Raw genomic sequence first — 22924 nt, forward strand, 5'->3', positions numbered from 1 at the left:
CCGACGCGCCGTCGCCCGCCGGGCCGTGGCAGGCCGGCCCGGGGGCCGACCTGCCGCGGGCTAGGCGGTGGCGAGCTCGCGCACCGTCGTGGTCCGCCGGACGGCGCGGTTCACCGCCGAGACGATGGCCTTCAGCGACGCCGTCGAGATGTCGGCGTCGATGCCCACGCCCCAGAGGCGCGTCCCGTCGACGTCGAGCTCGACGTACGCCGCGGCCTGGGCGTCGCCGCCCGCGCTGAGGGTGTGCTCGACGTAGTCGTAGAGCTCGACGCGCACCCCGTGGTCGGCGAGGACCTGGATGAAGGCGTCGATCGGGCCCTTGCCCCGGCCGGAGGTCGACTCGACCGTGTCGCCCACGCGGAGGTCGACGTCGAGCGACGTCACGCCTCCCATGTCGCTGGACGTCCCCGTCCGCGTCAGCTCGAACCGGCCCCACTTGTCGTCGTCGATCGGCGCGGGCAGGTACTCGTCCTGGAAGATCGTCCAGATGTGGGCGCTCGACATCTCGCCGCCCTCGGCGTCGGTGCGCGCCTGCACGACCCCGCTGAACTCGATCTGCAGCTTGCGCGGCAGGTCGATCGCGTGGTCGGCCTTGAGCAGGTAGGCGACGCCGCCCTTGCCCGACTGGGAGTTGACGCGGATGACGGCCTCGTAGCTCCTGCCCAGGTCCTTCGGGTCGACCGGCAGGTAGGGAACCGCCCAGACGAGGTCGTCGACGCTCGTCCCCGTCGCCTCCGCCTCGGCGGCCATCGCCTCGAAGCCCTTCTTGATGGCGTCCTGGTGGGAGCCGCTGAAGGCCGTGTAGACGAGGTCGCCCGCCCACGGGCTGCGCTCCGGCACCGGCAGCTGGTTGCAGTGCTCGGCGGTGCGCTTGACCTTGTCGAGGTCGCTGAAGTCGATCTGGGGGTCGATGCCCTGCGTGAAGAGGTTGATGCCGAGCGCGACGAGGTCGACGTTCCCGGTGCGCTCGCCGTTGCCGAAGAGGCAGCCCTCGATGCGGTCGGCACCGGCCAGGTAGCCCAGCTCGGCGGCGGCGATGCCCGTGCCGCGGTCGTTGTGCGGGTGGAGCGACAGGATGACGCTGTCGCGGCGCGCGAGGTTGCGGTGCATCCACTCGATCGAGTCGGCGTACACGTTCGGGGTCGCCATCTCGACGGTGGCCGGCAGGTTGACGATGACGGGGCGCTCAGGGGTCGCGTCGAAGGCCTCGATGACCTGGTTGCAGATGTCGAGGGCGAAGTCGAGCTCTGTGCCGGTGTAGCTCTCGGGCGAGTACTCGTAGAACACGGCCGTCTCGGGGATGGTCGTCTCGGCGGCGCGACAGAGCCGGACGCCCTCGAGGGCGATGTCGACGATGCCCTGCCGGTCGGTGCGGAAGACGACGTCCCGCTGCAGGACGCTCGTCGAGTTGTAGAGGTGCACGATGGCCTGCTTCGCACCGGCGATGGCCTCGTAGGTGCGGGCGATCAGGTGCTCACGTGCCTGGGTCAGCACCTGGATCGTCACGTCGTCGGGGATCGCGCCGGTCTCGATCAGGCTGCGGACGAAGTCGAAGTCGGTCTGCGAGGCGCTCGGGAAGCCGACCTCGATCTCCTTGTAGCCCATGCCGACGAGCAGGTCGAACATGATGCGCTTGCGCTCGGGGCTCATCGGGTCGATGAGCGCCTGGTTGCCGTCCCGGAGGTCGACGGCGCACCAGCGGGGGGCCTCGGTGATGCGACGGGAGGGCCACGTGCGATCGGGCAGGTCGACCGCGATCTGCTCGTGGAACGGGCGGTACTTGTGGATCGGCATCCCCGACGGGATCTGTGCGTTCTTCATGACTCAGGTCTTCTCTGCCCCGACGACGGGGCCTCAGCGCGTGGATGGTGTCGGCCGACGACGAACTCCGCGACGAGGGAGGCCTGGGTCAGGACTCGTCGCGGCAGCTAAGGAGGAGCAGACCGAACAGCACGAGGCGAATCTAGCACCCGAGCCCGGTCCGTGACGGACGAGCCCTGTCGACCGCCGCTACTCGGCGATGCCGTGCTCGTACGCGTACACGACGAGCTGGACCCGGTCACGCAGGGACAGCTTCGACAGCACCCGGCTGATGTGCGTCTTGACCGTCGCCTCGCTGAGGAACTCGCGCCCGGCGATCTCCGAGTTGCTGAGCCCCCGGGCCGCGAGGTCGAAGATGTCCCGCTCACGACTGGTCAGGGTGCCGAACGCGGGCGGGATCGACGCCGCCCGGGAGGAGCGGCCGTCGAAGTGCTCGAAGAGCTCCCGCGTGGCCGACGCCGCGATCACGGCGGTGCCCGCGTGGACGGTGCGGATCGCGGCCAGCAGGAACTCGGGGTCTGCGTCCTTGAGGACGAAGCCGCTCGCGCCGCCCCTGATGGCCCGGGTCGCCGCCTCGTCCAGGTCGAAGGTCGTGAGCACGATGATGCGCGGCGGGCGTCGAGCCGCGGCCTCGGCCTCGGCCAGGACGGCGCTCGTCGCGGCGATCCCGTCCATCACGGGCATCCGGATGTCCATGAGGACGACGTCCGGACGTGCCTCGGCGACCATCGCCACCCCCTCCTCGCCGTCGCTGGCCTCGCCGACGAATTCGAGGTCGGGCTGGGAGCCGACGAGCATCTTGATGCCGGCCCGGAAGAGCGCCTGGTCGTCGACCAGGGCGACGCGGATCGTGGTGGTCATCGGATCATCCCTACTTCTTGAGTGAGCGCCAGAGTCGGCACGATGGCGTGGACGACGAACCGTCCGTCGGCGTCCTGGGTGGTGAGCGACCCGCCGGCCAGCGTGGCCCGCTCGCGCATCCCGTCGAGACCGTGGCCGCCGCGGCGCATCTCGCCCGTCGCCCTCGTGTCGACGGGCTCGGTGACCGGCCGGACCACGTTGGAGACCACCAGGTGGAGGGCGTCGTAGCGCCAGTCGAAGAACAGGCCGACCGGAGCGTCACGCGACCCGTGCCGGAGCGCGTTGGTCAGCGACTCCTGGACGATGCGGAACACGGCGAGCTGTCGGTTGGTGCCGAGCTGCTGGGGCTCGCCGTGCACGCGGTGGTCGATCTGCAGACCTGAGCCGCGCATCTGGTCGAGGAGGCGGTCGAGGTCGCCCAGCGCGGGCTGCGGCGCCTCGCCCTGGCTGTGCCGCAGCTGCCCCAGCAGCACACGGACATCCCCGAGCGCCTCGCGGGCGGTCCCCGCGATGGTCTGGAGCGCCTCGTCGACGCTCGTGGGATCGACCCTCGCGGCGTAGCGGGCGCCGTCCGCCTGGGCGATCACGACGGCGAGCGAGTGGGCGACGACGTCGTGCATGTCGCGGGCGATCCGGTTGCGCTCCTGCTCGACGGCGATGTCGCGCTCGGCCCGTGCCGCCTCGCGCTCGGCCCGGGCGGCGTCGCCCTCGGCCCGGGCCGTCTCGCGCTCGGCGGTGAGCTGTGCCTCACGGCTCACCCTCGCGGTGGACCGCGCCCGGGTCAGGAGGCCTGCTGCCCACGGGAGGCCGAGCAGACCGAGGAAGCCGAGGAACGTGATGCCGAGCTGCAGGAGGATCCGGACGACGTCGGTGATGCCGTAGACGTTGTAGTCGATGCCGAAGAGCGACGTCTGCACGAACGAGACGTAGAAGGTGCCCGAGATCGCGCCGAGGGCCACGGACCCGAGACCCGCCCACTTCGCCCGCTCGCTGCCGTAGGCGGCGACGGAGTAGAGCACGGCGCAGACGGCGAGGTTGCTGATGCCCGGCGTCGACAGCGACACCATCTCGCCGAGGGCGACGGCCCAGGCGATCGTCAACGCGAGCGACGGGGACAGCCGCCGGATCGACGCGGCGACGACCATGCCGAGCACGACCAGGCCGCCCGGGAGGTCGCCGTCGAGGAACAGCAGGGAGACGAACCCGAGCAGGAGGGCCGCCGAGACGTCGACGACGACCTGGTAGGGCGCGAGGCGGCGGAAGCTCATCCGACGAGCGTAGGGCGCGGACGGGCCGTCCGGGTCGACCGCGGACGTCCCGACGACCAGCGGCCGACCCGGATCATCCTGTGGAGGGACGGGCGCGCACCGGGGGTCAGAAGCCCAGCCGGCCGAGCAGCTTCGGGTCTCGCTGCCAGTCCTTCGCGACCTTGACCCGGATCGACAGGAAGACCTGATGGCCGACGAGCGGTTCGATCTGCGCCCGTGCCCGCGCGCCGACCTCGCGCAGCCTCGCGCCGCCCTTGCCGATGACGATGGCCTTCTGGCTGTCGCGCTCGACGAAGAGGTTCGCGTAGATCTCGAGGATGTCCTTGTCGTCGCGCTGGACCATGTCGTCGATGGTGACCGCGAGGGAGTGCGGGAGTTCGTCCTGGACGCCCTCGAGCGCCGCCTCCCGGATGTACTCGGAGACCCTGTCCTCGAGGACCTCCTCGGTCACGGCGTCCGCAGGATAGAGCGCAGGCGACAGCGGCATGAGCTTGATGAGCTCGTCGGCGAGGACGTCGAGCTGCACGTCGCCGAGGGCCGACAGCGGGATGATCGCCTCCCAGTCGCGCAGCCGGCTCACCGCGAGGAGCTGCTCCGCCACGGCCGGTCGCGAGGTCGTGTCCGTCTTCGTGACGATGGCGACCTTCTTGGCGCGCGGGAACGCGTCCAGCTGCTCGTTGATGAACTTGTCGCCGGGACCGATCTTCTCGTCGGCCGGGATGCAGAGCCCGATCACGTCGACGTCACCGAGGGTCGTCTGCACCACGTCGTTGAGGCGTTCGCCGAGCAGGGTGCGGGGCCGGTGCATGCCGGGGGTGTCCACGAGCACGAGCTGGCCGGCGGGGTGGTGCACGATCCCGCGGATGGCCCGCCGGGTCGTCTGGGGCTTCGAGGAGGTGATGGCCACCTTCTCGCCGACGAGCGCGTTGGTCAGGGTCGACTTGCCGACGTTGGGCCGCCCGACGAACGAGACGAAGCCCGCACGGTGGTCGGGGCCGGCGGTCGGCATGGGAGGCAGGACGGAGTCGTCGCCGGTGGTCGTCATGGTGCTTCTCTCGGGGAGGGGACGGGATCGGGGTCGGTGAAGGCCGCCTGGGCGGAGACCAGGGCAGGGTCGCGCTCGACGAGGACCGTCTGCAGGTCGCGACGTCGCCCCTCCGTGCGGTCGGCCGTGAGCACGAGCCCGGAGACGGTGACGGTCGAGCCCTTCTCGGGCAGGCGTCCGAGCTGCTTCGTGAGGAGGCCGCCGACGGAGTCGACGTCGTCGTCGTCGAGCTCGATGCCGAAGAGGTCGCCGAGCTCGTCGACGGCCAGCCGTGCGCTGACGCGGTAGACCCCCGGGGAGATCTCGCGGTGCTCGGCGACGGTGCGGTCGTACTCGTCGCTGATGTCGCCGACGAGTTCTTCGATGAGGTCCTCGAGCGTGACGAGACCGGCGATGCCGCCGTACTCGTCGACGACCATCGCGAGGTGGTTCTTGTCGAGCTGCATCTGTCGGAGCGCGTCGTCGGCCTTCTTCGACTCGGGCACGAAGACGGCGGGGCGTGCGAGGTCGGCCACCGCGGCGTCGTCGGCGCCGGCGTGCTCGTGCAGGCGCCGGGCGAGGTCGCGGAGGTAGACGACCCCGACGACGTCGTCGCTGTCGCGGCCGACGACCGGCACCCGCGAGACCCCGCGACCCAGGAAGAGGCTCATCGCGGAGCGGACGGAGGCCGTCGACTCGATGGTGACCATGTCGGTGCGGGGCACCATGACCTCGCGGACCACCGTGTCGCTGAACTCGAAGATCGAGTGGATCAGCTCACGGTCGTCCTCTTCGAGGACGTCGAGCTCGGTGGCCTCGTCGACCATGCTGAGCAGTTGTTCCTCGGACGAGAACGACGCGCTGCGGGGCCGGCCCGGCGTGACCCTGTTGCCGATCGCGACCAGGGCGTCGGCGAGCGGGCCGAGCACGACGCGGAGGCCCCGGACGAGGCCCGCGGTCGCGACGACCAGGCCCCGGGCGTGCGCCCGGCCCACGCTGCGCGGGCTGGAGCCGACGAGCACGAACGAGACGAGGGTCATGATCAAGGCCGACAACAGCAGGGCGAGCCACCAGTGCTCGACCGTGAACGCGAACGAGAGCGAGACCAGGACGGCAGCGGACGTCTCGGCGACCACCCGCGTGAAGTTGACCGCGTTGACGTGGGCACCGACGTCGGCGGCGACCGCGGACAGCGAGGCGCTGCTGCGGGGCGAGGACTCGGCCTCCTCGAGCAGGTCGCCCCGACTCAGCACGCCGAGCGCGGCGTCGACGGCCGCGAGCAGCCCCCCGAGGACGACGAGCACGACGGCCACGATGACGAACACGGTGACCATCACGGCGTCACCGTCTCTCGTCGGCGCCGGCGAACGCGGCGAGGATCTCGCGCTGGAGACCGAACATCTCGCGTTCGTCGTCGGGCTCGGCGTGGTCGAAGCCGAGGAGGTGCAGCACACCGTGGCAGGTCAACAGCAGCATCTCGTCGAGGGGGCTGTGGCCCGCCGTGGCCGCCTGGGCGACCGCGACCTGCGGGCAGACCACGATGTCGCCGAGCAGGCCCGCGGGCGTGGGCTCGTCCTCGGTGCCGGGACGGAGCTCGTCCATCGGGAAGCTCAGCACGTCGGTCGGACCCGGCTCGTCCATCCACTGGACGTGCAGCTGCTCCATCGCCGCCTCGTCGACGAAGACGATCGCGAGCTCGGCCTCGGGGTGCACGTGCATCTGGTCGAGCGCGAACGTGGCCAGGCGCTGGATCGCCGCCTCGTCGACCTCGAGGCCGGACTCGTTGTTGACCTCGATGCTCATCGGGTGCCTCTCTTCGGGAGCCGGTCGCGGCTCGCGGACGACCGGCGCTCGGTCCGGTTCGCGCCGTCGCCGACCGGGCCGGTCGGCACGGAGGTGCTCGCCGCCTCCTGCCGCTCGGCCCGCTGGGCCTGCCGCTCGGCGTCGTAGGTCGTGTAGGCGTCGACGATGCGGCCGACGAGGGTGTGCCGGACTACGTCGTCGCTGGTCAGCCGGGCGAAGTGGATGTCGTCGATGTCGTCGAGCACGCGGGTGACGAGCTGGAGGCCGCTGGCCCCGGTGGGCAGGTCGACCTGGGTCACGTCGCCGGTCACGACCATCCGCGAGCCGAACCCGAGGCGCGTGAGGAACATCTTCATCTGCTCGGGCGTCGTGTTCTGCGCCTCGTCGAGCACGACGAACGCGTCGTTCAGCGTCCGGCCGCGCATGTACGCCAGGGGCGCCACCTCGACGGTGCCCGCCGCCAGGAGCTTCGGCACGATCTCCGGGTCCATCATCTCGTTCAGCGCGTCGTAGAGCGGACGCAGGTACGGGTCGATCTTGTCGGTCAGCGTGCCGGGCAGGAAGCCGAGCCGCTCGCCCGCCTCGACCGCGGGGCGCGTGAGGATGATGCGCTGCACCTCGCGACGCTGCAGGGCCTGGACGGCCTTCGCCATGGCCAGGTAGGTCTTGCCCGTGCCTGCGGGGCCGATGCCGAACGTGATCGTGTGCTGGTCGATGGCGTCGACGTACTGCTTCTGCCCGAGGGTCTTCGCACGCACGGCCTTGCCGCGGCTCGAGACGATGGGCTGGCCGAAGACGTCGGAGGGGGCCGCCGCCCCCGAGTCGAGCAGCTTCGCGGACGTCTCGACCTCGGCCGGTGCGAGGTCGTGGCCCCCGCGGACGAGCCCGACGAGCTCGTCGACGAGCACCCGGGCCCGGCTCACGGACGCGGTCGGGCCCTCGAGGGCGACCTCGTTGCCCCGGACGAGCACGCGCACGTCGGGGTACTGCTTCTCGACGGTGCGCAGCAGGCGGTCCTGGGGACCGAGCAGCTGGACCATGGCGACGCCGTCGACGGTGAGGTCGACGCGCGTGGTGCCCTCGCCTGCGGGCTGAGGGTCGGTGGAGCGGGTCTCGCTAGTGGGCAAGGGAGCCTTCCTCGAGGGGGCCTGCGAGCACATGGGCGTGCACGTGGAACACGGTCTGGCCGGCGGAGGCGCCGGTGTTGAAGATCAGTCGGAACTCGCCCGTGCCGCCCGAGGCCGCCACGACCTCGTCGCCGAGGAGGGCCGGGTCGGAGGCGAGCGCGGAGGCCGTCGACACGATGTGGGCGAGCAGGGCGGGGTCGGCGGCCGCGAGCTCGACGACGTCGCGGTGACGCGACGTCGTGGGCACGACGAGCACGTGGAACGGCGCCTGCGGCGCGATGTCGCGGAAGGCGATCACCGAGTCGTCCTCGAAGACCACGTCGGCCGGGATCTCGCGTGAGATGATGCGGCTGAAGACGGACACCTCGGTCGGTGCTGGCTCTGACTCGGACATGCGTCCCATGGTAGTCGCGGCCGCCGACACGGCCCCCACCAGCGGCACAGCCCTCAGCGCCGGCACGGCGCCACGGCCCCCGCCGACGACCCGGCGCCTACCAGCGCCCCAGCCGCACGCTCAGGACCGCGAGGGCGGCGGGCCCTGCGGTGGAGGTGCGCAGCACGGCGTCGCCGAGCCGCACCGGCACGGCGCCCGCCGCCCCGAGCAGCTCGAGCTCCGAGGGCGAGATGCCGCCCTCGGGGCCGACCACCACCAGGACCGACGACGGCGCGCCTCCCCCGCCCTCGACGACGACGTCGGACAGCGCCCGCTCGGCGCTCGGCTCGAGCACGAGCACGAGCGTCGTGGCGTCCGCGGCGCGCGCCGCGACCTGCTTCGTCGTCGACAGCTCGGAGACCACGGGGGCCCAGGGCCGGATCGCCTGCTTCGTCGCCTCCCGCGTGATGGAGCGCCACCGGGCCGTGCCCTTGGCCACCTTGGCGCCCTCCCAGCGCGAGACGCTGCGAGCAGCGGACCACGGCACGACCTCGTCGACGCCCAGCTCGGTCGCGGCCTGGACGGCGAGCTCGTCGCGGTCTCCCTTGGCCAGCGCCTGGACGAGCACCAGCCGGGTCCCCGGTCGCTCGACACGGGTCACCTCGGCGGCGACCAGCGCGAGCCGAGAGTCCGTCGCCTCGACGACCTCGCCGCGCACGGACGTGCCGCGCCCGTCGCCGAGGGCGAGCGACTCGCCGACCCGGACCCGGCTGACCGTGACCGCGTGCCGCGCCTCCTGCCCCTCGACCACGACGGTGCTCCCGACGGACGCGTCCGTCAGGTCGTCGACCAGGTAGAAGTGGGCCACGATCAGAAGTGCAGGAACCGGTCGCGGAGCTTGCCGAACAGGCCCTGCTGGAACTGCGAGAGCTCGGGCGCCGCCGAGCGGCGTCCGGCCGCGAACTTCTCGATGAGCTCCCGCTCCTTGTGGCTGAGCTTGGTCGGCGTCACCACCTGCACGCCGATCTTCAGGTCGCCTCTCCCGGTGCCGCGGAGCTTCGTGATGCCCCGGTCGCGGATCGTGATGACGTCGGCGCTCTGGGTGCCGGCCTTGAGCTCGATCTCGACCTCGCCGTCGAGCGCGTGCAGGGTCGTCTCGGTGCCCAGGATGGCGTCGGCCATCTGGACCTCGAGCGTCGCGAGCAGGTCGTCGCCGTCGCGGCTGTAGATGTCGTGGTGGCGCACCTTGACCTCGAGGTAGAGGTCGCCGTTGGGGCCGCCGGCCTGGCCGACCTCGCCCTGGCTCGGCAGCTGCAGCCGGATGCCCGTGTCGACGCCCGCGGGGATGTCGATGGGGATGGTGCGGCGTGCCCGGACCCGGCCCTGGCCCTGGCAGGTGGGGCACGGGTTCGGGATGACGGTGCCGTAGCCGCGGCAGGTGCCGCAGGGGCTCGACGTCATGACGTTGCCGAGCAGCGACCGGACCGTGCGCTGGATCTGGCCGGAGCCGTGGCAGATGTCGCAGGTCTGGGGCGACGTGCCGGGCGCGCAGCACGAGCCGTTGCAGGTCTCGCAGAGCACGGCCGTGTCGACCTCGATGTCGCGGGTGGTGCCGAAGACGATCTCCTCGAGGTCGACCTCGAGGCGCAGCAGGGCGTCCTGGCCGCGCTCGCGACGCGACCTCGGGCCCTGTCGCTGGCCGCCGCCTCCTCCGCCTCCGAAGAACGCGTCGAAGATGTCGCCGAAGCCCGCCGCGCCGCCGCCCCCGCCGCCGAACCCGGCCTGGGGGCCGAGGTCGTAGCGCTCGCGCTGCTGCGGGTCGCTCAGCACGTCGTAGGCGTGCGTGACGTCCTTGAAGCGCTCGGAGGCCTCGGGGCTGGGGTTGACGTCCGGGTGCAGCTCGCGCGCGAGCCTGCGGTACGCCTTCTTGATCTCGTCGGGGGTCGCCGACCGGTCGACTCCGAGCACGTCGTAATGATCTGCCACTTGTTCTCGTCTGCCTCTGGTGTCTGGGGGGTGGTCTCGTGGGGGCTGGTCAGGGGGCGCGGCGCGGTCGCGCAGGGCCGGGGAGGTGCGGGTCGTCAGCGCTCGGAGAGCAGCGACGACAGGTAACGGGCCACCGCACGCACGGCGGCCATGTTGGTCGAGTAGTCCATGCGCATCGGGCCGAGCACGCCGAGGCGCGCGACCTCGCTGCCCGTCGAGGTGTACCCGCTCGCCAGCACGGACGCCTGCGAGAGGCCGAAGGAGGCGTTCTCCCGTCCGATGCTCGCGGCCACGTCGACCGCGTCGAGCTGCATCTCGCCGAAGAGGCGCAGCAGGGCCACCTGCTGCTCGATCGCCTCGAGGACGGGGTAGAGGTCGCCGCTGAAGTCGTCGCCGGTGCGCACGAGGTTGGCCGCGCCGGCCATCACGAGGCGTTCCTGACGACCGGCGGCGAGCTGCTCGACCAGGCTGGCGACGACGACGCCGACCACGACGGCCTGCTCAGGGCGGAAGCCCTCGTGCAGGTCGCCGAGCAGCGCGGCGGCCGCGCTCAGCTCGGTGCCGCCCACCGCGGCGTTGAGGGCCCGGCGGAGCTCGGCGAGGAACTCGTCGTCGACGACGACGGGCAGCTCGACGAGCCGCTGCTCGACCTGCCCCGTGTCGGTGATGAGCACGGTCATGACGCGGCGCTCGGCCAGGCTGACCAGCTCGACGTGCCGCACGCGCGCCCGCGAGAACGAGGGGTACTGCACCAGTGCCACCTGGTTCGTCAGCTGGGACAGGAGGCGGACCGTGCGGCCCAGGACCTCGTCGAGGTCGGCCGAGTCGCCGAGGAACGTCTCGATCGCCTGCCGCTGCGCGCTGCTCAGCGGACGCAGGTCGGCGAGGTGGTTGACGAAGAGGCGGTAGCCCTTGTCGGTCGGCACCCGGCCCGACGAGGTGTGCGGCGCCGCGATCAGCTCCTCTTCTTCGAGGAGCGCCATGTCGTTGCGGATCGTGGCGGCCGAGACGCCGAAGTGGTGACGCTCGACGATCGACTTCGAGCCCACGGGCTCGCGGGAGGCGACGTAGTCGTGCACGATGACGCGCAGCACCTCGAGACCACGTTCCGAGACCACGACGCACCTCCCTCTCGCACGGCCGGCGGCGGGGCACGTCACGACGACGACCCGAGCTCGCTGGCACTCGTCCTGCCAGACTGCCAATCCTACGTCACGCGGCCCGCGAGGCCTACTCGACCCGCACCTCCTGCCCTATGCTCGCCGTGACGCCCGCCGGACCACCTCGTCCGGCCGGGCGGCCAGCACCGACCACCCGCGATGCGCCCGTTCGCCTCGACCCGGTCGGGCCCACGACGACGAACAGGTGAGCAGATGACCGACACCCCTCCCTCCCAGCCGAACGACCCGCAGGGCTCCGGCTGGGGCCAGCAGCCCGGTCAGGGCCAGCCCGGCCAGGGCCAGCCCGGCTACGGGCAGCAGCCGGGTCAGCCCGGCCCGCAGCAGCCCGGCTACGGGCAGCAGCCCGGCTACGGCGCCCCGCAGCCTCCGCAGCCCCTGCGGCCCGAGGACGAGAAGCTCTGGGCCACGCTGATCCACGTGGGCGGCATCCTGCTCAGCTTCGTCGCGCCCCTGGTCGGCTACCTCGTCCTCAAGGACCGCGGCCCGTTCGTCCGCGAGCACAGCCGCGTCGCGCTCAACTTCCAGCTGACGATGGTCATCGCGTACGTCATCGGAGGTGCGACGTCGTTCCTCGGCATCGGCCTGGTGATCACGTTCGTCGCGGCGGTCCTCGTGATCGTCTTCGGGATCCTCGCGGCCCTCGCCGCAAACCGCGGCGAGTACTACAAGTACCCGCTGAGCATCGAGTTCATCAAGGCGTAGCCCGCCCGGCCCGTCGTCGAGGCGCGTCTCCCGCTCGGGAGGCGCGCCTCGCGTCGTCCCGGCAGGACGTCGCTCGGCGGGCGCGCCGAGGACGGGCCGGGCCCGGGACGAGTCGGGCTCAGACCGGCAGCAGCCGACGGACCACGGCGTCGGCCATGAGCCGCCCCGTGCGCGTGAGGACGACCCGACCGGCCAGCGCCTCGCGCCCCTCGACCCAGCCGTCCGCGATCAGCCCCGCGACGGCCGCACGGCCCTCGGGATCGAGGTCGGAGGTGGGCAGGCCCTCGCGCATCCTGACGGCGAGCAGCACCCGCTCGACCCGGCGCGTCTCGGCGTCGAGGGTCTCGCGGCCCGCGCCCGGCGACTCCCCCGCGGCCATGCGCTGGCCGTAGGCGGCCGGGTGCTTGACGTTCCACCAGCGGACCCCGCCGACGTGGCTGTGCGCGCCCGGGCCGACGCCCCACCAGTCGTGGCCCTGCCAGTACGACAGGTTGTGGCGCGAGCGGTGCTGCTCGTCGCGCGCCCAGTTGCTCACCTCGTACCAGCCGTAGCCCGCGGCGGCGAGCCGGTCGTCGGCGAGCTCGTACATGTCGGCGGCGGTGTCGTCGTCGGGCTGGGCCACCTCCCCGCGGCGGATCTGCCGGGCGAGCTTCGTGCCGTCCTCGACGATCAGCGAGTACGCGGACAGGTGGTCGGGCTGCTGCTCGAGGGCGACGTCGAGCGACCGGGACCAGTCGTCGAGCGTCTCGCCGGGCGTGCCGTAGATGAGGTCGAGGCTGACGTCGAGCCCGGCGTCGCGCGCCCAGCGCACGACGAGGGGCACGCGCTCGGGGTCGTGCGTCCGCTCGAGGGTCGCGAGCACGCTCGGCACCGCGGACTGCATGCCGAAGCTGACGCGCGTGAAGCCGGCGGCCGCCAGCGCCTCGAGGTACTCGGCGTCGACCGAGTCGGGGTTCGCCTCCGTCGTCACCTCGGCGCCGTCGACCAGCCCCCAGGTGTCGACGACCGACGCGAGCATCGCGGCGAGGTCGGAGTGCGGCAGCATCGTGGGCGTGCCGCCGCCGAAGAAGACGGTCGAGACCGGACGAGGAGGCAGCCCGGCGCCCTCGAGGACGCGACCGGCGAGGCGCACCTCGTCCACCGCCTCCTGCGCGTAGTCGTCGCGCCGGGCCCCGCGCAGCTCGTCGCCCGTGTAGGTGTTGAAGTCGCAGTAGCCACAGCGCACCCGGCAGAAGGGCACGTGCAGGTAGACGCCGAAGTTGCGGTCGGCGACGCCGTCGACCACCGAGGCCGGCAGCGAGCCGTCGACGGGCGCAGGGTCGCCGAGGGGAAGGGCTCCGGGCACCGTCAGTCGCCCGACCGGCGCGAGCCGGGCTCGCGGATCTCGTCGTCGTGCGCCGCCTCGGCGGCTGCCTCGAGGTCGACGTCGGCCTCGGCGGGGACGTCGGGCTCGCTGAGGCTGAGGGCGCGCAGGTAGCGACGCGTGTACGTCGCCTGCTGACGACGCATGAAGGGCTCGACGAGCTTCCAGCGCCAGGTGCTGGGGCGGGAGAACGAGCGGATCGACAGCCAGACGGAGCCGTCGTCGGTCTGGTCGACGACCCAGCTCTCCTCGCCGCTCTCCGGGTGGCCGTCGAGCGTGCCGTAGGCGAAGCCCTTGCGCTTCGGCTCGTCGACGACGTAGACGACCCGGACGGGCGCCTGCACGCTGCGGCCGTAGGCCGAGATGGACAGGGTCGCCGTCGTGCCCGCGGTGAGGAACGGCGTGCCGTCCGGCGCGAAGCGGGACTCGTCGCGGCCCTGCTCCCAGTGCGCCGGGTCGACGGGGACTCCGTCGTCGTCGAACGTGACGGGGTGGTAGCCGCCCTCCTCGACGGGCGGAACCGAGTCGACGTGGACCTCGATGCCGCTGCGCTCCTGGATCTTCCAGGTCATCGTGGCGATCCACGCCGCCTCGAAGCGGGCGTCGCCGTGGCCGACCCTGGTGCGGTACTCGGCGGGGCGGAAGCCCTTCGGCGGGTACTGCATGAGGTCGGGCGCCTGCGTCGCCCCGACCTCGCCGTAGGTCGTGTGGGTCTCGGCGTGGGTCGAGCGGCGCATCGGCTACTTCTTCTCTTTCTTCGCCTCGGTGTCGCCGCTCAGGGCGGCGATGAACGCCTCCTGGGGCACCTCGACGCGACCGATGGTCTTCATGCGCTTCTTGCCCTCCTTCTGCTTCTCGAGCAGCTTGCGCTTGCGGCTGATGTCGCCGCCGTAGCACTTCGCGAGGACGTCCTTGCGCATGGCGCGGATGCTCTCGCGCGCGATGATGCGGGCGCCGATGGCGGCCTGGATGGGGACCTCGAACTGCTGTCGCGGGATGAGCTCGCGGAGGCGACCGGTCATGAGGACCCCGTACGCGTACGCCTTGTCGCGGTGGACGATGGCGCTGAACGCGTCGACCTGCTCGCCCTGGAGCAGGATGTCGACCTTGACCAGGTCGGCCTCCTGGTCGCCGGTGGGCTCGTAGTCGAGGCTCGCGTAGCCGGCCGTCTTCGACTTGAGGCTGTCGAAGAAGTCGAAGACGATCTCGCCGAGGGGCATCGCGTAGCGGATCTCGACACGGTCCTCGCCGAGGTACTCCATGCCGAGCAGGGCGCCCCGGCGCTGCTGGCAGAGCTCCATGATCACGCCGACGTAGTCCTTCGGGGCGAGGATCGCCGCCTTGACCATCGGCTCGCTCACGCTGGCGATCTTGCCGCCGGGGAACTCGCTCGGGTTGGTGACCGTCACCGTCTGCTTGTCGTCGGTGGTGACCTCGTAGACGACGCTCGGCGCCGTGGTGATGAGGTCGAGGCCGAACTCGCGCTCGAGGCGCTCGGTGATGATCTCGAGGTGCAGCAGCCCGAGGAACCCGCAGCGGAACCCGAAGCCGAGCGCGACGCTGGTCTCGGGCTCGTAGACGAGGGCCGCATCGGACAGCTTCAGCTTGTCGAGGGCCTCGCGCAGGTCGGGGTAGTCGCTGCCGTCGATCGGGTACAGGCCCGAGTAGACCATCGGGAGAGGCTCGACGTAGCCGGCCAGCGCCTCCGTGGCGGGCTTGGCGGAGGTCGTGACGGTGTCGCCGACCTTGGAGAGCCGCACGTCTTTCACACCGGTGATCAGGTAGCCGACCTCGCCGACCGAGAGGCCCTGGCTCGGCGTCGGCTCGGGGGACGAGACGCCGATCTCGAGGATCTCGTGCGTCGACTTCGTCGACATCATCTGCACCTTCTCGCGCGGGTGCAGGGTGCCGTCGATCATGCGGATGTAGGTCACGACGCCGCGGTAGCTGTCGTAGACGGAGTCGAAGATCATCGCGCGCGGCGAGGCGTCGAAGTCGCCGGTCGGCGACGGGATGCGGTCGACGACGCGGTCGAGCAGCTCGGTGACGCCGACGCCCGTCTTGCCGCTGACGCGCAGGACGTCGGCGGGGTCGCCGCCGATGAGGCTCGCGAGCTCGGCCGCGTACTTCTCCGGGTCGGCCGCCGGCAGGTCGATCTTGTTGAGGACCGGGATGATCTCGAGGTCGTTCTCGAGCGCCAGGTAGAGGTTCGCCAGCGTCTGGGCCTCGATGCCCTGCGCCGCGTCGACGAGGAGGATGGCGCCCTCGCACGCCGCGAGCGACCGGCTGACCTCGTAGCTGAAGTCGACGTGGCCGGGCGTGTCGATCATGTTGAGGGCGAAGGTCTGGCCGTCGCGCTCCCAGGGCATGCGCACGGCCTGGCTCTTGATCGTGATGCCGCGCTCGCGCTCGATGTCCATGCGGTCGAGGTACTGGGCGCGCATCGCCCTGTCCTCGACGACGCCGGTGATGCCCAGCATGCGATCGGCGAGCGTCGACTTGCCGTGGTCGATGTGCGCGATGATGCAGAAGTTGCGGATGTGCTCGGGCGCGCTCTTCGCCGGCTCGAGTGCACGGGTTGCTAGGGGGCTCACACGGTCCTCAGGGGGTGGCGGGCGGTTGTCGCCTCGATTCTCCCACGTCGCGCTCGGGAACCGTGTCGGCAACTCCTGCTGTGCGCACTGCACCGTCGCCGGGACGGCGCTGCCGGCGGCTCTGGGCGCACCCGTCAGGAGTTGCCGACACGAGGCGCGGCCCGACGGAGCAGGCGTCAGCTGGCGAGCAGGCGTCAGCTGACGAGCAGGCGTCAGCTGACGAGGAGGCGTCAGCCGACGTACTGGAACAGGCCGAGCAGGCCGATCGGGACCGCGGCCAGCAGCCCGACGACGAGGAGGACGACGCTGCCGAGCAGCATCACGGCCGACGAGATGATGCCGATCAGCGCCATCGTGCGGCCCTCGGGCTCGCGTCGGCGACCGAGGACGCCGAGGACGACGCCGACGATCGGCACGACGAAGGTGAAGCTCAGCGCGACCGACGCGATCCCGAGCACCAGGCTCGTCAGGCTCAGCGGCGAGTGGAGTCCGCCGGCCGCCGCGGGGGCGGCAGGAGCGGCGGGAGCGGCAGGGGCCGCAGTGTGCGCGGCGACGGGCGGGATGGTCGGAGCGGTGTTCGTCATGCCCCGAGCCTACGAAGGAGGCGCGGCCCGCCTGAAGGGGGCAGACCCCCGGATCGAGGCGGGGGCGTCCCCGTCAGGCGCCGGGTGCAGGGAGGGCCCGGAGCCCGCGCTGGATCACCTCGGGAGCCGCGGCGAGGCAGATCCGGATCCAGCCCTCGCCGGAACGGCCGAAGGCGCTGCCCGGGGCGACGGCGACCCGCTGCTCGAGCAGGAAGCGCTCGGCCCAGCCGGCGACGTCGCCCTGCGACGCGTGGCTCACGTCGATCCAGAGGTAGAAGGCGCCCTGCGGGTCGAGGTGCGCGATGCCGCGCTCGGCGAGCAGCGCCGTGGCGAGCTCGAGGTTCTGGCGGTAGTGCTCGCGGGCCTCGGACACCGGTCCGTGGTCGCCGGTGACGGCGGCGAGGGCCGCGTGCTGGTCGGGCTCGGCGACGCAGCTGATCATCGCCTCCTGGACCGTCCGCATCGTCGGGGCGAGGCCACGCGGCGTCACCAGGTAGCCGACGCGCACGCCGGTCATGGCGTACGTCTTGCTCAGCGAGAACGCGCTGAAGACGCGGTCGTCGGCGTCGAGGGAGGCGATGCTCACGTGCGGCGTCCCGTAGGTGAAGTACTCGTAGACCTCGTCGCTGATCACCCACAGGTCGTGTCGGGCGGCCAGGTCGAGCAGCCCCTGCAGCACCTCGCGCGGCCAGACGACCCCGAGGGGGTTGGACGGCGAGTTGACGACGACGGCTCGGGTGCGGTCCGTGACGGCCGCCTCCAGCTGGTCGAGGTCGGGCAGGAAGCCGTCGCCGGCCGAGAGGGCGTACGGCACGGGGACGGCGTCGAGCATGTGCGCGTTCATCGAGAACGTCGTGTAGCCGGGGTCGGGCACGAGCACCTCGTCGCCCGACGCGAGGACGAGCCCCATGGCCTGGTAGAGCGCCTGGGTGGCCCCGACCGTGACCCAGACCTGCTCCACGTCGACGTGCAGGTCGTTCTCGCGGGCCAGCTTGGCCACGAGGGCCTCGCGGAGGGGCGCGATGCCGCCGTTCGGCGTGTAGCCGGTGCGGTCCTCCGACCAGGCACGGCGGGCCGCGTCGCCGACGTGGTGCGGAACGGGCACGTCGGGCTCGCCGATGACCAGCATCGCGACGTCGTCCAGGCCGGCGGCGAGCTCGAAGACCCGGCGGATCCCGGAGGCGGGGACGGACGCGATGTGCGGGGCGAGCGACGGCATGACGGCACCGTACTACGGGCGACACGCCCTCCCGCCGGGTCACCGCCGCCCGTCGGGGACGCCCTATCATTGAGAGTCGGGCGACGTGCTGGTAACGTTGCCTGTTGGCTTGCGCGGAACGTCTGACGTGACGGATCGCGAACGCAGCCGAGAGCCGCTCCGGTGGCACCACCGGCGGCAGTCCGGGGAGAGCGCGTCTCCTCCCGGTCGGCTCGCAGCACCACCTCACAGAACCGTCCCCCGGGCACGGCGCCGCATCCTGGTGCCGACAGCCCCGACACACGAAACAGGAAGTAGCGAACGTGGCGAACATCAAGTCGCAGATCAAGCGCATCGGCACCAACAAGAAGGCCCAGGACCGCAACAAGGCCGTCAAGAGCGAGCTGAAGACCGCCGTCCGCGCCGCGCGCGAGGCCATCGTCGCCGGCGACAAGGACAAGGCGACCGCATCGCTGGCCCTCGCGTCGAAGAAGCTCGACAAGGCCGCCAGCAAGGGCGTCATCCACAAGAACCAGGCCGCGAACCGCAAGTCGTCGATCGCGAAGCAGGTCGGCGCTCTCTGAGCCTGACTCCCTGAGCGCATCGCGCTCGCTGCGAAGGGCCCCGTCTCGACCGAGACGGGGCCCTTCGCGTTCCGCCGGCCAGCAGGTCAGCAGGTCAGCAGGTCAGGAGGTCAGCAGGTCAGCGACCGACGGCCCCCCGGGTGGCCACGGTCGTGACCATCCGCTCGAGCGCGTAGATCGCGTCGCGCTGCGCGCCCTTGACCGCGGCGTCCGTCTCGGCGAGCAGCTCGATGCAGCGGCCCAGGCCGTCCTCGCTCCAGCCACGGACGTCGCGCTGAGCTCGCTCGACCTGCCACGGCGCCATGCCGAGGCGCGACGCGAGCTGGCCGGACGGGCCGTAGACGCCCTGCACCTTCGCCATGGTGCGGATCTTCATCGCGAAGGCCGCCACGACGGGGACAGGGTCGGCACCCGACGAGAGGGCGTGCCGCAGCAGCACGAGCGCCTCGCCCTGGCGCCCCGCGATGGCCGCGTCCGCCACCTTGAAGGCGTTCGTCTCGACCCTGCCGGCGTAGTACTTCTCGACCGTCGCCTCCGTGATCTCGTCCGCCGCGTCGGAGATCAGCTGCTGGCAGGCGCTGGCGAGCTCGGCGAGGTCGTCGGAGAACGCCGTCACGAGCGCGCGGAGCGCGCCGCTCGACACACGTCGCCGCGCCGACCGGAACTCGCCCGCGGCGAAGTCGTGCTTCTCCGTGTCCTTCTTGAGCTCGGCACAGACGACCTCGACGCCGCCGCCCACGCCCGCGCGGATCGTGTCGAGCAGCTTCTTGCCGCGCACTCCCCCGCCGTGCCGCAGCACGAGGTAAGTGTCGTCGGCCGGCGACTCGAGGTAGCGGAGCGTCTCGGCGAGGAACGCGTCGGTGCACTTCTCGACCGACACCACGCGCAGGAGGCGCGGCTCGGCGAACAGGGACGGGCTCGCGAGCGTGATGAGCTCGCCGGGCTGGTAGTGGTCGGCCTCGAGGTCGTGGACCTCGAGGCTCGGGTCCTCGGCGACGAGCTGGTCGCGGAGCTGCCGGACGGCACGCTCGGCGAGGAACTGCTCGGGCCCGCTGACGAGGACGACCGGTGCCGGGCGGATCGCGTGCCAGGGGACCTGGTCGACGGCGACGCTCGCCTTCTTCGTCGTCTTGCCGGTGGTTCTCGCGGCCACGGTCCTCCTCGGTCGAGGACGCCTGGGGCGCCCGGCTCCCAGCGTAACGGCCTCCCCCGACGCCGCCGGCGTCCGGGCCCCCGCGGCCCCCGCGGCCGACGGGTCGTCGGACGGCGCGTGGCCCGCAGCGGCGTGTCGGCGCCAGAGCCGCACGCCGCCCGCGTCGTCGACGACGACCGCGGCGTCGCCGTCGAGATCGGTCCTCGTGACCTCGGCGCCCGCCTCCTCGACCATGTCGAGAGCCTCTCGTCGCGGGTGCCCGTAGCCGTTGTCGGCGCCGACCCCGACGAGCCCGACGGAGGCCCGGGCGGCCGCGTAGAGACCCGCGTGCTGGTCGGCGGATCCGTGGTGGGACACCTTCACAACGTCGACGCCCGAGAGGGCCTCGCCCGACGACGAGAGGAGGCGACGCTGCGGCGCCTCGGCGAGGTCGCCGAGGTCGAGGAGCGACAGGCAGCCCGTCCGGCAGCCGGGCAGGGGCCGCCACAGGGTGACGACGCTCGCGTCGTTGCCCGCCGCGTCCGCCCGCACCGGCCAGAGCACGGACCAGCCGAGCTCGCCGAGGACTCCCCCCACGCCGGCCGCGACCTCGACGACCTCCGCACCGCCGCCGGCCAGGTCGTCGACGATGCGCTCGTCGTCGGGGCTCGCCGTCGGCCCGACCAGGGCGCGACCCACTAGACCCGTGACCACGTCGACGGCTCCGACGTGGTCCGCGTCGAAGTGCGTGAGCACGAGGAGGTCGATCCGGTCGACCCCGAACCGGCGGAGGCAGCCGCCGAGCGCGGCCTCGTCGTCGCCCACGTCGACGAGGGCCACCTGGCCGGCGCTCCGAACGAGGACCGCGTCGCCCTGCCCGACGTCGCACTGCGCGATCGCCCAGTCGGCAGGAACGGCGCTGCGCTCCCCCGTGCGGACGCCCGCGACCACGCCGCCCCCCACCACGAGCCCACCGGTGAGCAGGAGGACCACGACCCGCCGCAGCCGCCCGCCCGACCGGGCCAGCACCGCCCCCGCGACGAGGACGGTCAGGCCCGTCAGGAGCACGACGCCCGTGGTCCCGCCGGGCCATTCCACCCGGGCGAACGGCCACGACGCGACGGAGCGGGCCACCGCGCCGATCCACGTGGCCGGCACCCACGCGGCCCGTGCGACGAGCTCGGCGAAGCCCGGTGCCCAGGAGGCGGTGACGCACACGACGAGGCCCCCCACGGTCGCCAGGGGCGCGGCCGGCTCGGCCAGCACGTTCGCGACGACGCCGTGCACGGCCACCCGGGGGTCGAGGAGCAGCAGCACCGGCTGGCACGCGAGCTGCGCGGCGACGGGCACGGCCAGCACGGCCGCCACCGGCCGCGGCAGGAACCGGGCGAACGCGTCGGCGAGGGGCGCCGCCAGCACCACGAGACCCGCCGTGGCGAGCACCGAGAGGGCGAAGCCGAGGTCGCGAGCCAGCCAGGGGTCCACGAGGAGCAGGCCCGAGACCGCCAGCGAGACGACGGGCAGTCCCGACACGGGCCGGCCCGCCGCGAGGTGGCCGAGCACGACCAGCGCCATGACCGAGGCGCGGACGATGCTGGGCTCGGGGGTGACCAGCGCGAGGAACGCGAGGAGCAGGACCGCCGCGAGCAGGAGGCGCGCCAGCCGTGGCACTCCGAGGGCGCCGCCGACGAGCATGACGAGCGCGACCAGCACGGCGCAGTTCGACCCGGAGACGGCCGTCAGATGCGACAGGGAGGACGCCTTCATGGCGTCGTCGAGCTCGTCGTCGACGGCGGACGTGTCGCCCACGGCGAGCCCGGGCAGGAGGCTGCCGCCGTCGCCCGGCAGCTCCGCCGTCACGCCGCGGAGGTCGGAGCGGACCGAGTCGGCGAGGCCCGCCGCCCCGGACGGCGGCGCCCCCGCGACGACCTGGCCGCGCACGGCCGCGACGAAGGCGACGTCGTCGCCCGGCTCGACGGGGAGGACAGAGACGCGGGCGGACAGCTCCTGCCCCACCTCGACCGTCGACCCCTCCGCGACCCGCGGCCCGAGGAGGAGGAACGACGCCCGACCTCGCCACACGACCTCGTCGGCCACGACGACCTCGCGCACCGTCACCTGCACGGCTCGCGTGCCCGACGCCACCCTGCCCCTCGCCGTGCCGTGCAGCTCGGCGGCGTGGCCCGACAGGGCGACGAGCGACTCCGGGTAGCGGACCTGCTGCCGCGCGGCCGCCCCCGCCAGCACGAGCCCCGCGACGAGGGCCACGAGCGCGACCAGCGCCGAGGCCGGGACGACGCGGGAACCCGCCGACCCCGAGGCCGGCTGCCCACCTGACGCCGACGGCGCTCCCGACGCCGAGGGCCGCGCGCGCCGATCTCGTCGCCCGACCACGACGGCGACGACCAGGGCGCCGGCTCCGACGAGGAGGAGCACGACGCTCACCGCGACGTGCAGGTCGGGCCTGGGCAGGACCCCGACGAGCACGGCCCAGGACGAGCCCGCCGGCACCGCCCAGCGGACGTCGACCTGCGTCGGCGCCCTCACACGGTGACCAACGGGGAGAGCTTCGCCAGGGTCTTCTCCCCTATGCCCGTGACGCCCAGCAGGTCGTCCACGGACCGGAACGCGCCGTTCTGCCGCCGCCACTCGAGGATCGCCGCCGAGGTCGCGGGCCCTACCCCGGGGAGCGTCTCGAGCGCAGCGGCGTCGGCAGAGTTGAGGTCGACGAGAGCTGCCCCTGGCCCAGAGGCGCCGCCGCCCGCCGCGGAGCCCGCACCCGCCCCCGCACCCGCACCCGCGCCGGGCCCGGCCGCGCCCGCCTCCCCCACCGCCGGCACGTACAGCTGCTCGCCGTCGACGAGGGGCCGGGCCAGGTTGACCGCGCCCTGCTCGGCGTCGTCGGCGAAGCCCCCCGCGGCCGCGACGACGTCGACGACGCGTGCCCCCGACGCGAGCTCGTAGAGCCCCGGCAGCGCGACCCTGCCGTGCACGTGGACTAAGACCGGGGAGCCGGGTGCACCAGGCGCCGCCGACGAGTCGACCGCCCCGGACGACCCGTAGGCGGGCGTCGGCCGTGACGTGATCGCGGTCTCGCCCGCGCCTCCTCGGGACGCCGTCGCCGAGACCGCGACGGTGACCGCGAGCACCGCCAGCACGAGCACCACCACGGCCCCGACGCCGAGGCGCCAGCGCGGCCCGCGGGGGGCCGCCGGGTCGGGCGCGGAGCGGAAGTCGACGACCATCCGCCGACCGTAGGAGGAGCGCTGCGGCTCCCGCAGACGACGACGGCCGCCCTGGGGAACCAGGACGGCCGGTCGGCG

The 22924-nt window shown here is 72.6% G+C and carries 20 protein-coding genes and 1 pseudogene; 2 read left to right on the forward strand and 19 right to left on the reverse strand.

Annotation, left to right across the window (positions count from 1 at the left end; all coding sequences use genetic code 11):
* Positions 1-60 precede the first annotated feature (60 nt).
* The 11 genes from leuA to hrcA form a co-directional block, all read right to left on the reverse strand.
* On the reverse strand, positions 61-1821 hold the full coding sequence (leuA, locus tag ITJ48_RS02755; RefSeq protein ID WP_194612308.1) for a 2-isopropylmalate synthase: 1761 nt from the start codon (positions 1819-1821) through the stop codon (positions 61-63).
* 189 nt (positions 1822-2010) lie between these two features.
* Positions 2011-2682 (reverse strand): response regulator transcription factor, encoded by a 672-nt coding sequence (locus ITJ48_RS02760; RefSeq protein ID WP_194612309.1) that lies wholly within the window; start codon positions 2680-2682, stop codon positions 2011-2013.
* Complete coding sequence (locus ITJ48_RS02765; RefSeq protein WP_194612310.1) at positions 2679-3950, reverse strand: sensor histidine kinase; 1272 nt, start codon at positions 3948-3950, stop codon at positions 2679-2681. Before ITJ48_RS02765 ends, ITJ48_RS02760 begins: the two co-directional genes overlap by 4 nt.
* A gap of 106 nt (positions 3951-4056) precedes the next feature.
* Complete coding sequence (gene era, locus ITJ48_RS02770; protein ID WP_228506190.1) at positions 4057-4995, reverse strand: GTPase Era; 939 nt, start codon at positions 4993-4995, stop codon at positions 4057-4059.
* The gene (locus tag ITJ48_RS02775; RefSeq protein ID WP_194613311.1) at positions 4992-6308 is read right to left on the reverse strand and encodes a hemolysin family protein; all 1317 of its coding nucleotides are present in this window, start codon (positions 6306-6308) and stop codon (positions 4992-4994) included. The genes era and ITJ48_RS02775 overlap by 4 nt, the downstream gene beginning before the upstream one ends.
* A gap of 7 nt (positions 6309-6315) precedes the next feature.
* Positions 6316-6777: an rRNA maturation RNase YbeY gene (ybeY, locus tag ITJ48_RS02780; protein ID WP_192041828.1), complete on the reverse strand. Its 462-nt coding sequence runs from the start codon at positions 6775-6777 to the stop codon at positions 6316-6318.
* Positions 6774-7904 carry a PhoH family protein gene (locus ITJ48_RS02785; protein WP_370544747.1) on the reverse strand — a complete coding sequence of 377 codons (1131 nt, stop codon included), beginning with the start codon at positions 7902-7904 and terminating at the stop codon, positions 6774-6776. Before ITJ48_RS02785 ends, ybeY begins: the two co-directional genes overlap by 4 nt.
* Positions 7894-8298, reverse strand: coding sequence for an HIT domain-containing protein (locus ITJ48_RS02790; protein ID WP_194612312.1), 405 nt, complete (start codon positions 8296-8298; stop codon positions 7894-7896). Before ITJ48_RS02790 ends, ITJ48_RS02785 begins: the two co-directional genes overlap by 11 nt.
* Positions 8299-8395: 97 nt before the next feature.
* Positions 8396-9145 carry a 16S rRNA (uracil(1498)-N(3))-methyltransferase gene (locus ITJ48_RS02795; protein WP_194612313.1) on the reverse strand — a complete coding sequence of 250 codons (750 nt, stop codon included), beginning with the start codon at positions 9143-9145 and terminating at the stop codon, positions 8396-8398.
* A gap of 2 nt (positions 9146-9147) precedes the next feature.
* Positions 9148-10263: a molecular chaperone DnaJ gene (gene dnaJ / locus ITJ48_RS02800; RefSeq protein ID WP_123546158.1), complete on the reverse strand. Its 1116-nt coding sequence runs from the start codon at positions 10261-10263 to the stop codon at positions 9148-9150.
* 95 nt (positions 10264-10358) lie between these two features.
* Entirely contained in the window at positions 10359-11381 is a 1023-nt protein-coding gene (gene hrcA / locus ITJ48_RS02805) for a heat-inducible transcriptional repressor HrcA (protein WP_194612314.1), read from the reverse strand.
* A 255-nt stretch (positions 11382-11636) separates the two neighbouring features.
* Here hrcA and ITJ48_RS16575 point away from each other — a divergent pair, with 255 nt between their 5' ends.
* Positions 11637-12146 (forward strand): DUF4870 domain-containing protein, encoded by a 510-nt coding sequence (locus ITJ48_RS16575; RefSeq protein WP_194612315.1) that lies wholly within the window; start codon positions 11637-11639, stop codon positions 12144-12146.
* Between the two features lie 118 nt (positions 12147-12264).
* On the opposite strand, the gene hemW is transcribed toward ITJ48_RS16575, so the two are convergent.
* The 5 genes from hemW to ITJ48_RS02835 form a co-directional block, all read right to left on the reverse strand.
* On the reverse strand, positions 12265-13491 hold the full coding sequence (gene hemW, locus ITJ48_RS02815; RefSeq protein WP_194612316.1) for a radical SAM family heme chaperone HemW: 1227 nt from the start codon (positions 13489-13491) through the stop codon (positions 12265-12267).
* A gap of 2 nt (positions 13492-13493) precedes the next feature.
* The gene (locus tag ITJ48_RS02820; RefSeq protein WP_194612317.1) at positions 13494-14246 is read right to left on the reverse strand and encodes a DUF1990 family protein; all 753 of its coding nucleotides are present in this window, start codon (positions 14244-14246) and stop codon (positions 13494-13496) included.
* A 3-nt stretch (positions 14247-14249) separates the two neighbouring features.
* Complete coding sequence (gene lepA, locus ITJ48_RS02825; protein ID WP_194612318.1) at positions 14250-16103, reverse strand: translation elongation factor 4; 1854 nt, start codon at positions 16101-16103, stop codon at positions 14250-14252.
* A gap of 230 nt (positions 16104-16333) precedes the next feature.
* Positions 16334-16687: a DUF4190 domain-containing protein gene (locus ITJ48_RS02830; protein WP_194612319.1), complete on the reverse strand. Its 354-nt coding sequence runs from the start codon at positions 16685-16687 to the stop codon at positions 16334-16336.
* A 73-nt stretch (positions 16688-16760) separates the two neighbouring features.
* A complete protein-coding gene (locus tag ITJ48_RS02835; RefSeq protein ID WP_194612320.1) occupies positions 16761-17906 on the reverse strand; it encodes a pyridoxal phosphate-dependent aminotransferase in 1146 nt (381 codons plus the stop codon).
* A gap of 302 nt (positions 17907-18208) precedes the next feature.
* On the opposite strand from ITJ48_RS02835, the gene rpsT reads away from it, so the two are divergent.
* Positions 18209-18469: a 30S ribosomal protein S20 gene (gene rpsT, locus ITJ48_RS02840; RefSeq protein WP_123546174.1), complete on the forward strand. Its 261-nt coding sequence runs from the start codon at positions 18209-18211 to the stop codon at positions 18467-18469.
* A gap of 118 nt (positions 18470-18587) precedes the next feature.
* On the opposite strand, the gene holA is transcribed toward rpsT, so the two are convergent.
* The 3 genes and pseudogenes from holA to ITJ48_RS02850 form a co-directional block, all read right to left on the reverse strand.
* Positions 18588-19622, reverse strand: a complete 1035-nt coding sequence (gene holA / locus ITJ48_RS15995; protein ID WP_314101473.1) for a DNA polymerase III subunit delta — start codon at positions 19620-19622, stop codon at positions 18588-18590.
* A 699-nt stretch (positions 19623-20321) separates the two neighbouring features.
* Positions 20322-22250 (reverse strand): annotated as a pseudogene (locus ITJ48_RS16580) (ComEC/Rec2 family competence protein); the annotation flags it as partial.
* Positions 22145-22846 (reverse strand): ComEA family DNA-binding protein, encoded by a 702-nt coding sequence (locus ITJ48_RS02850; RefSeq protein ID WP_194612322.1) that lies wholly within the window; start codon positions 22844-22846, stop codon positions 22145-22147. The gene ITJ48_RS02850 and the pseudogene ITJ48_RS16580, both read right to left, overlap by 106 nt.
* Between the last annotated feature and the right edge of the window lie 78 nt (positions 22847-22924).

The sequence above is a fragment of the Frigoribacterium sp. VKM Ac-2530 genome, from assembly GCF_015350835.1.
In the GTDB taxonomy this organism is placed as follows: Bacteria; Actinomycetota; Actinomycetes; order Actinomycetales; family Microbacteriaceae; genus Frigoribacterium.

Coding starts and splice junctions, on each gene's coding strand:
- leuA (WP_194612308.1), bottom strand. CDS start 1,821: ATGAAGAACGCACAGATCCCGTCGGGGATGCCGATCCACAAGTACCGC.
- ITJ48_RS02760 (WP_194612309.1), bottom strand. CDS start 2,682: ATGACCACCACGATCCGCGTCGCCCTGGTCGACGACCAGGCGCTCTTC.
- ITJ48_RS02765 (WP_194612310.1), bottom strand. CDS start 3,950: ATGAGCTTCCGCCGCCTCGCGCCCTACCAGGTCGTCGTCGACGTCTCG.
- era (WP_228506190.1), bottom strand. CDS start 4,995: ATGACGACCACCGGCGACGACTCCGTCCTGCCTCCCATGCCGACCGCC.
- ITJ48_RS02775 (WP_194613311.1), bottom strand. CDS start 6,308: ATGGTCACCGTGTTCGTCATCGTGGCCGTCGTGCTCGTCGTCCTCGGG.
- ybeY (WP_192041828.1), bottom strand. CDS start 6,777: ATGAGCATCGAGGTCAACAACGAGTCCGGCCTCGAGGTCGACGAGGCG.
- ITJ48_RS02790 (WP_194612312.1), bottom strand. CDS start 8,298: ATGTCCGAGTCAGAGCCAGCACCGACCGAGGTGTCCGTCTTCAGCCGC.
- ITJ48_RS16575 (WP_194612315.1), top strand. CDS start 11,637: ATGACCGACACCCCTCCCTCCCAGCCGAACGACCCGCAGGGCTCCGGC.
- ITJ48_RS02820 (WP_194612317.1), bottom strand. CDS start 14,246: ATGCGCCGCTCGACCCACGCCGAGACCCACACGACCTACGGCGAGGTC.
- ITJ48_RS02830 (WP_194612319.1), bottom strand. CDS start 16,687: ATGACGAACACCGCTCCGACCATCCCGCCCGTCGCCGCGCACACTGCG.
- ITJ48_RS02835 (WP_194612320.1), bottom strand. CDS start 17,906: ATGCCGTCGCTCGCCCCGCACATCGCGTCCGTCCCCGCCTCCGGGATC.
- ITJ48_RS02850 (WP_194612322.1), bottom strand. CDS start 22,846: ATGGTCGTCGACTTCCGCTCCGCGCCCGACCCGGCGGCCCCCCGCGGG.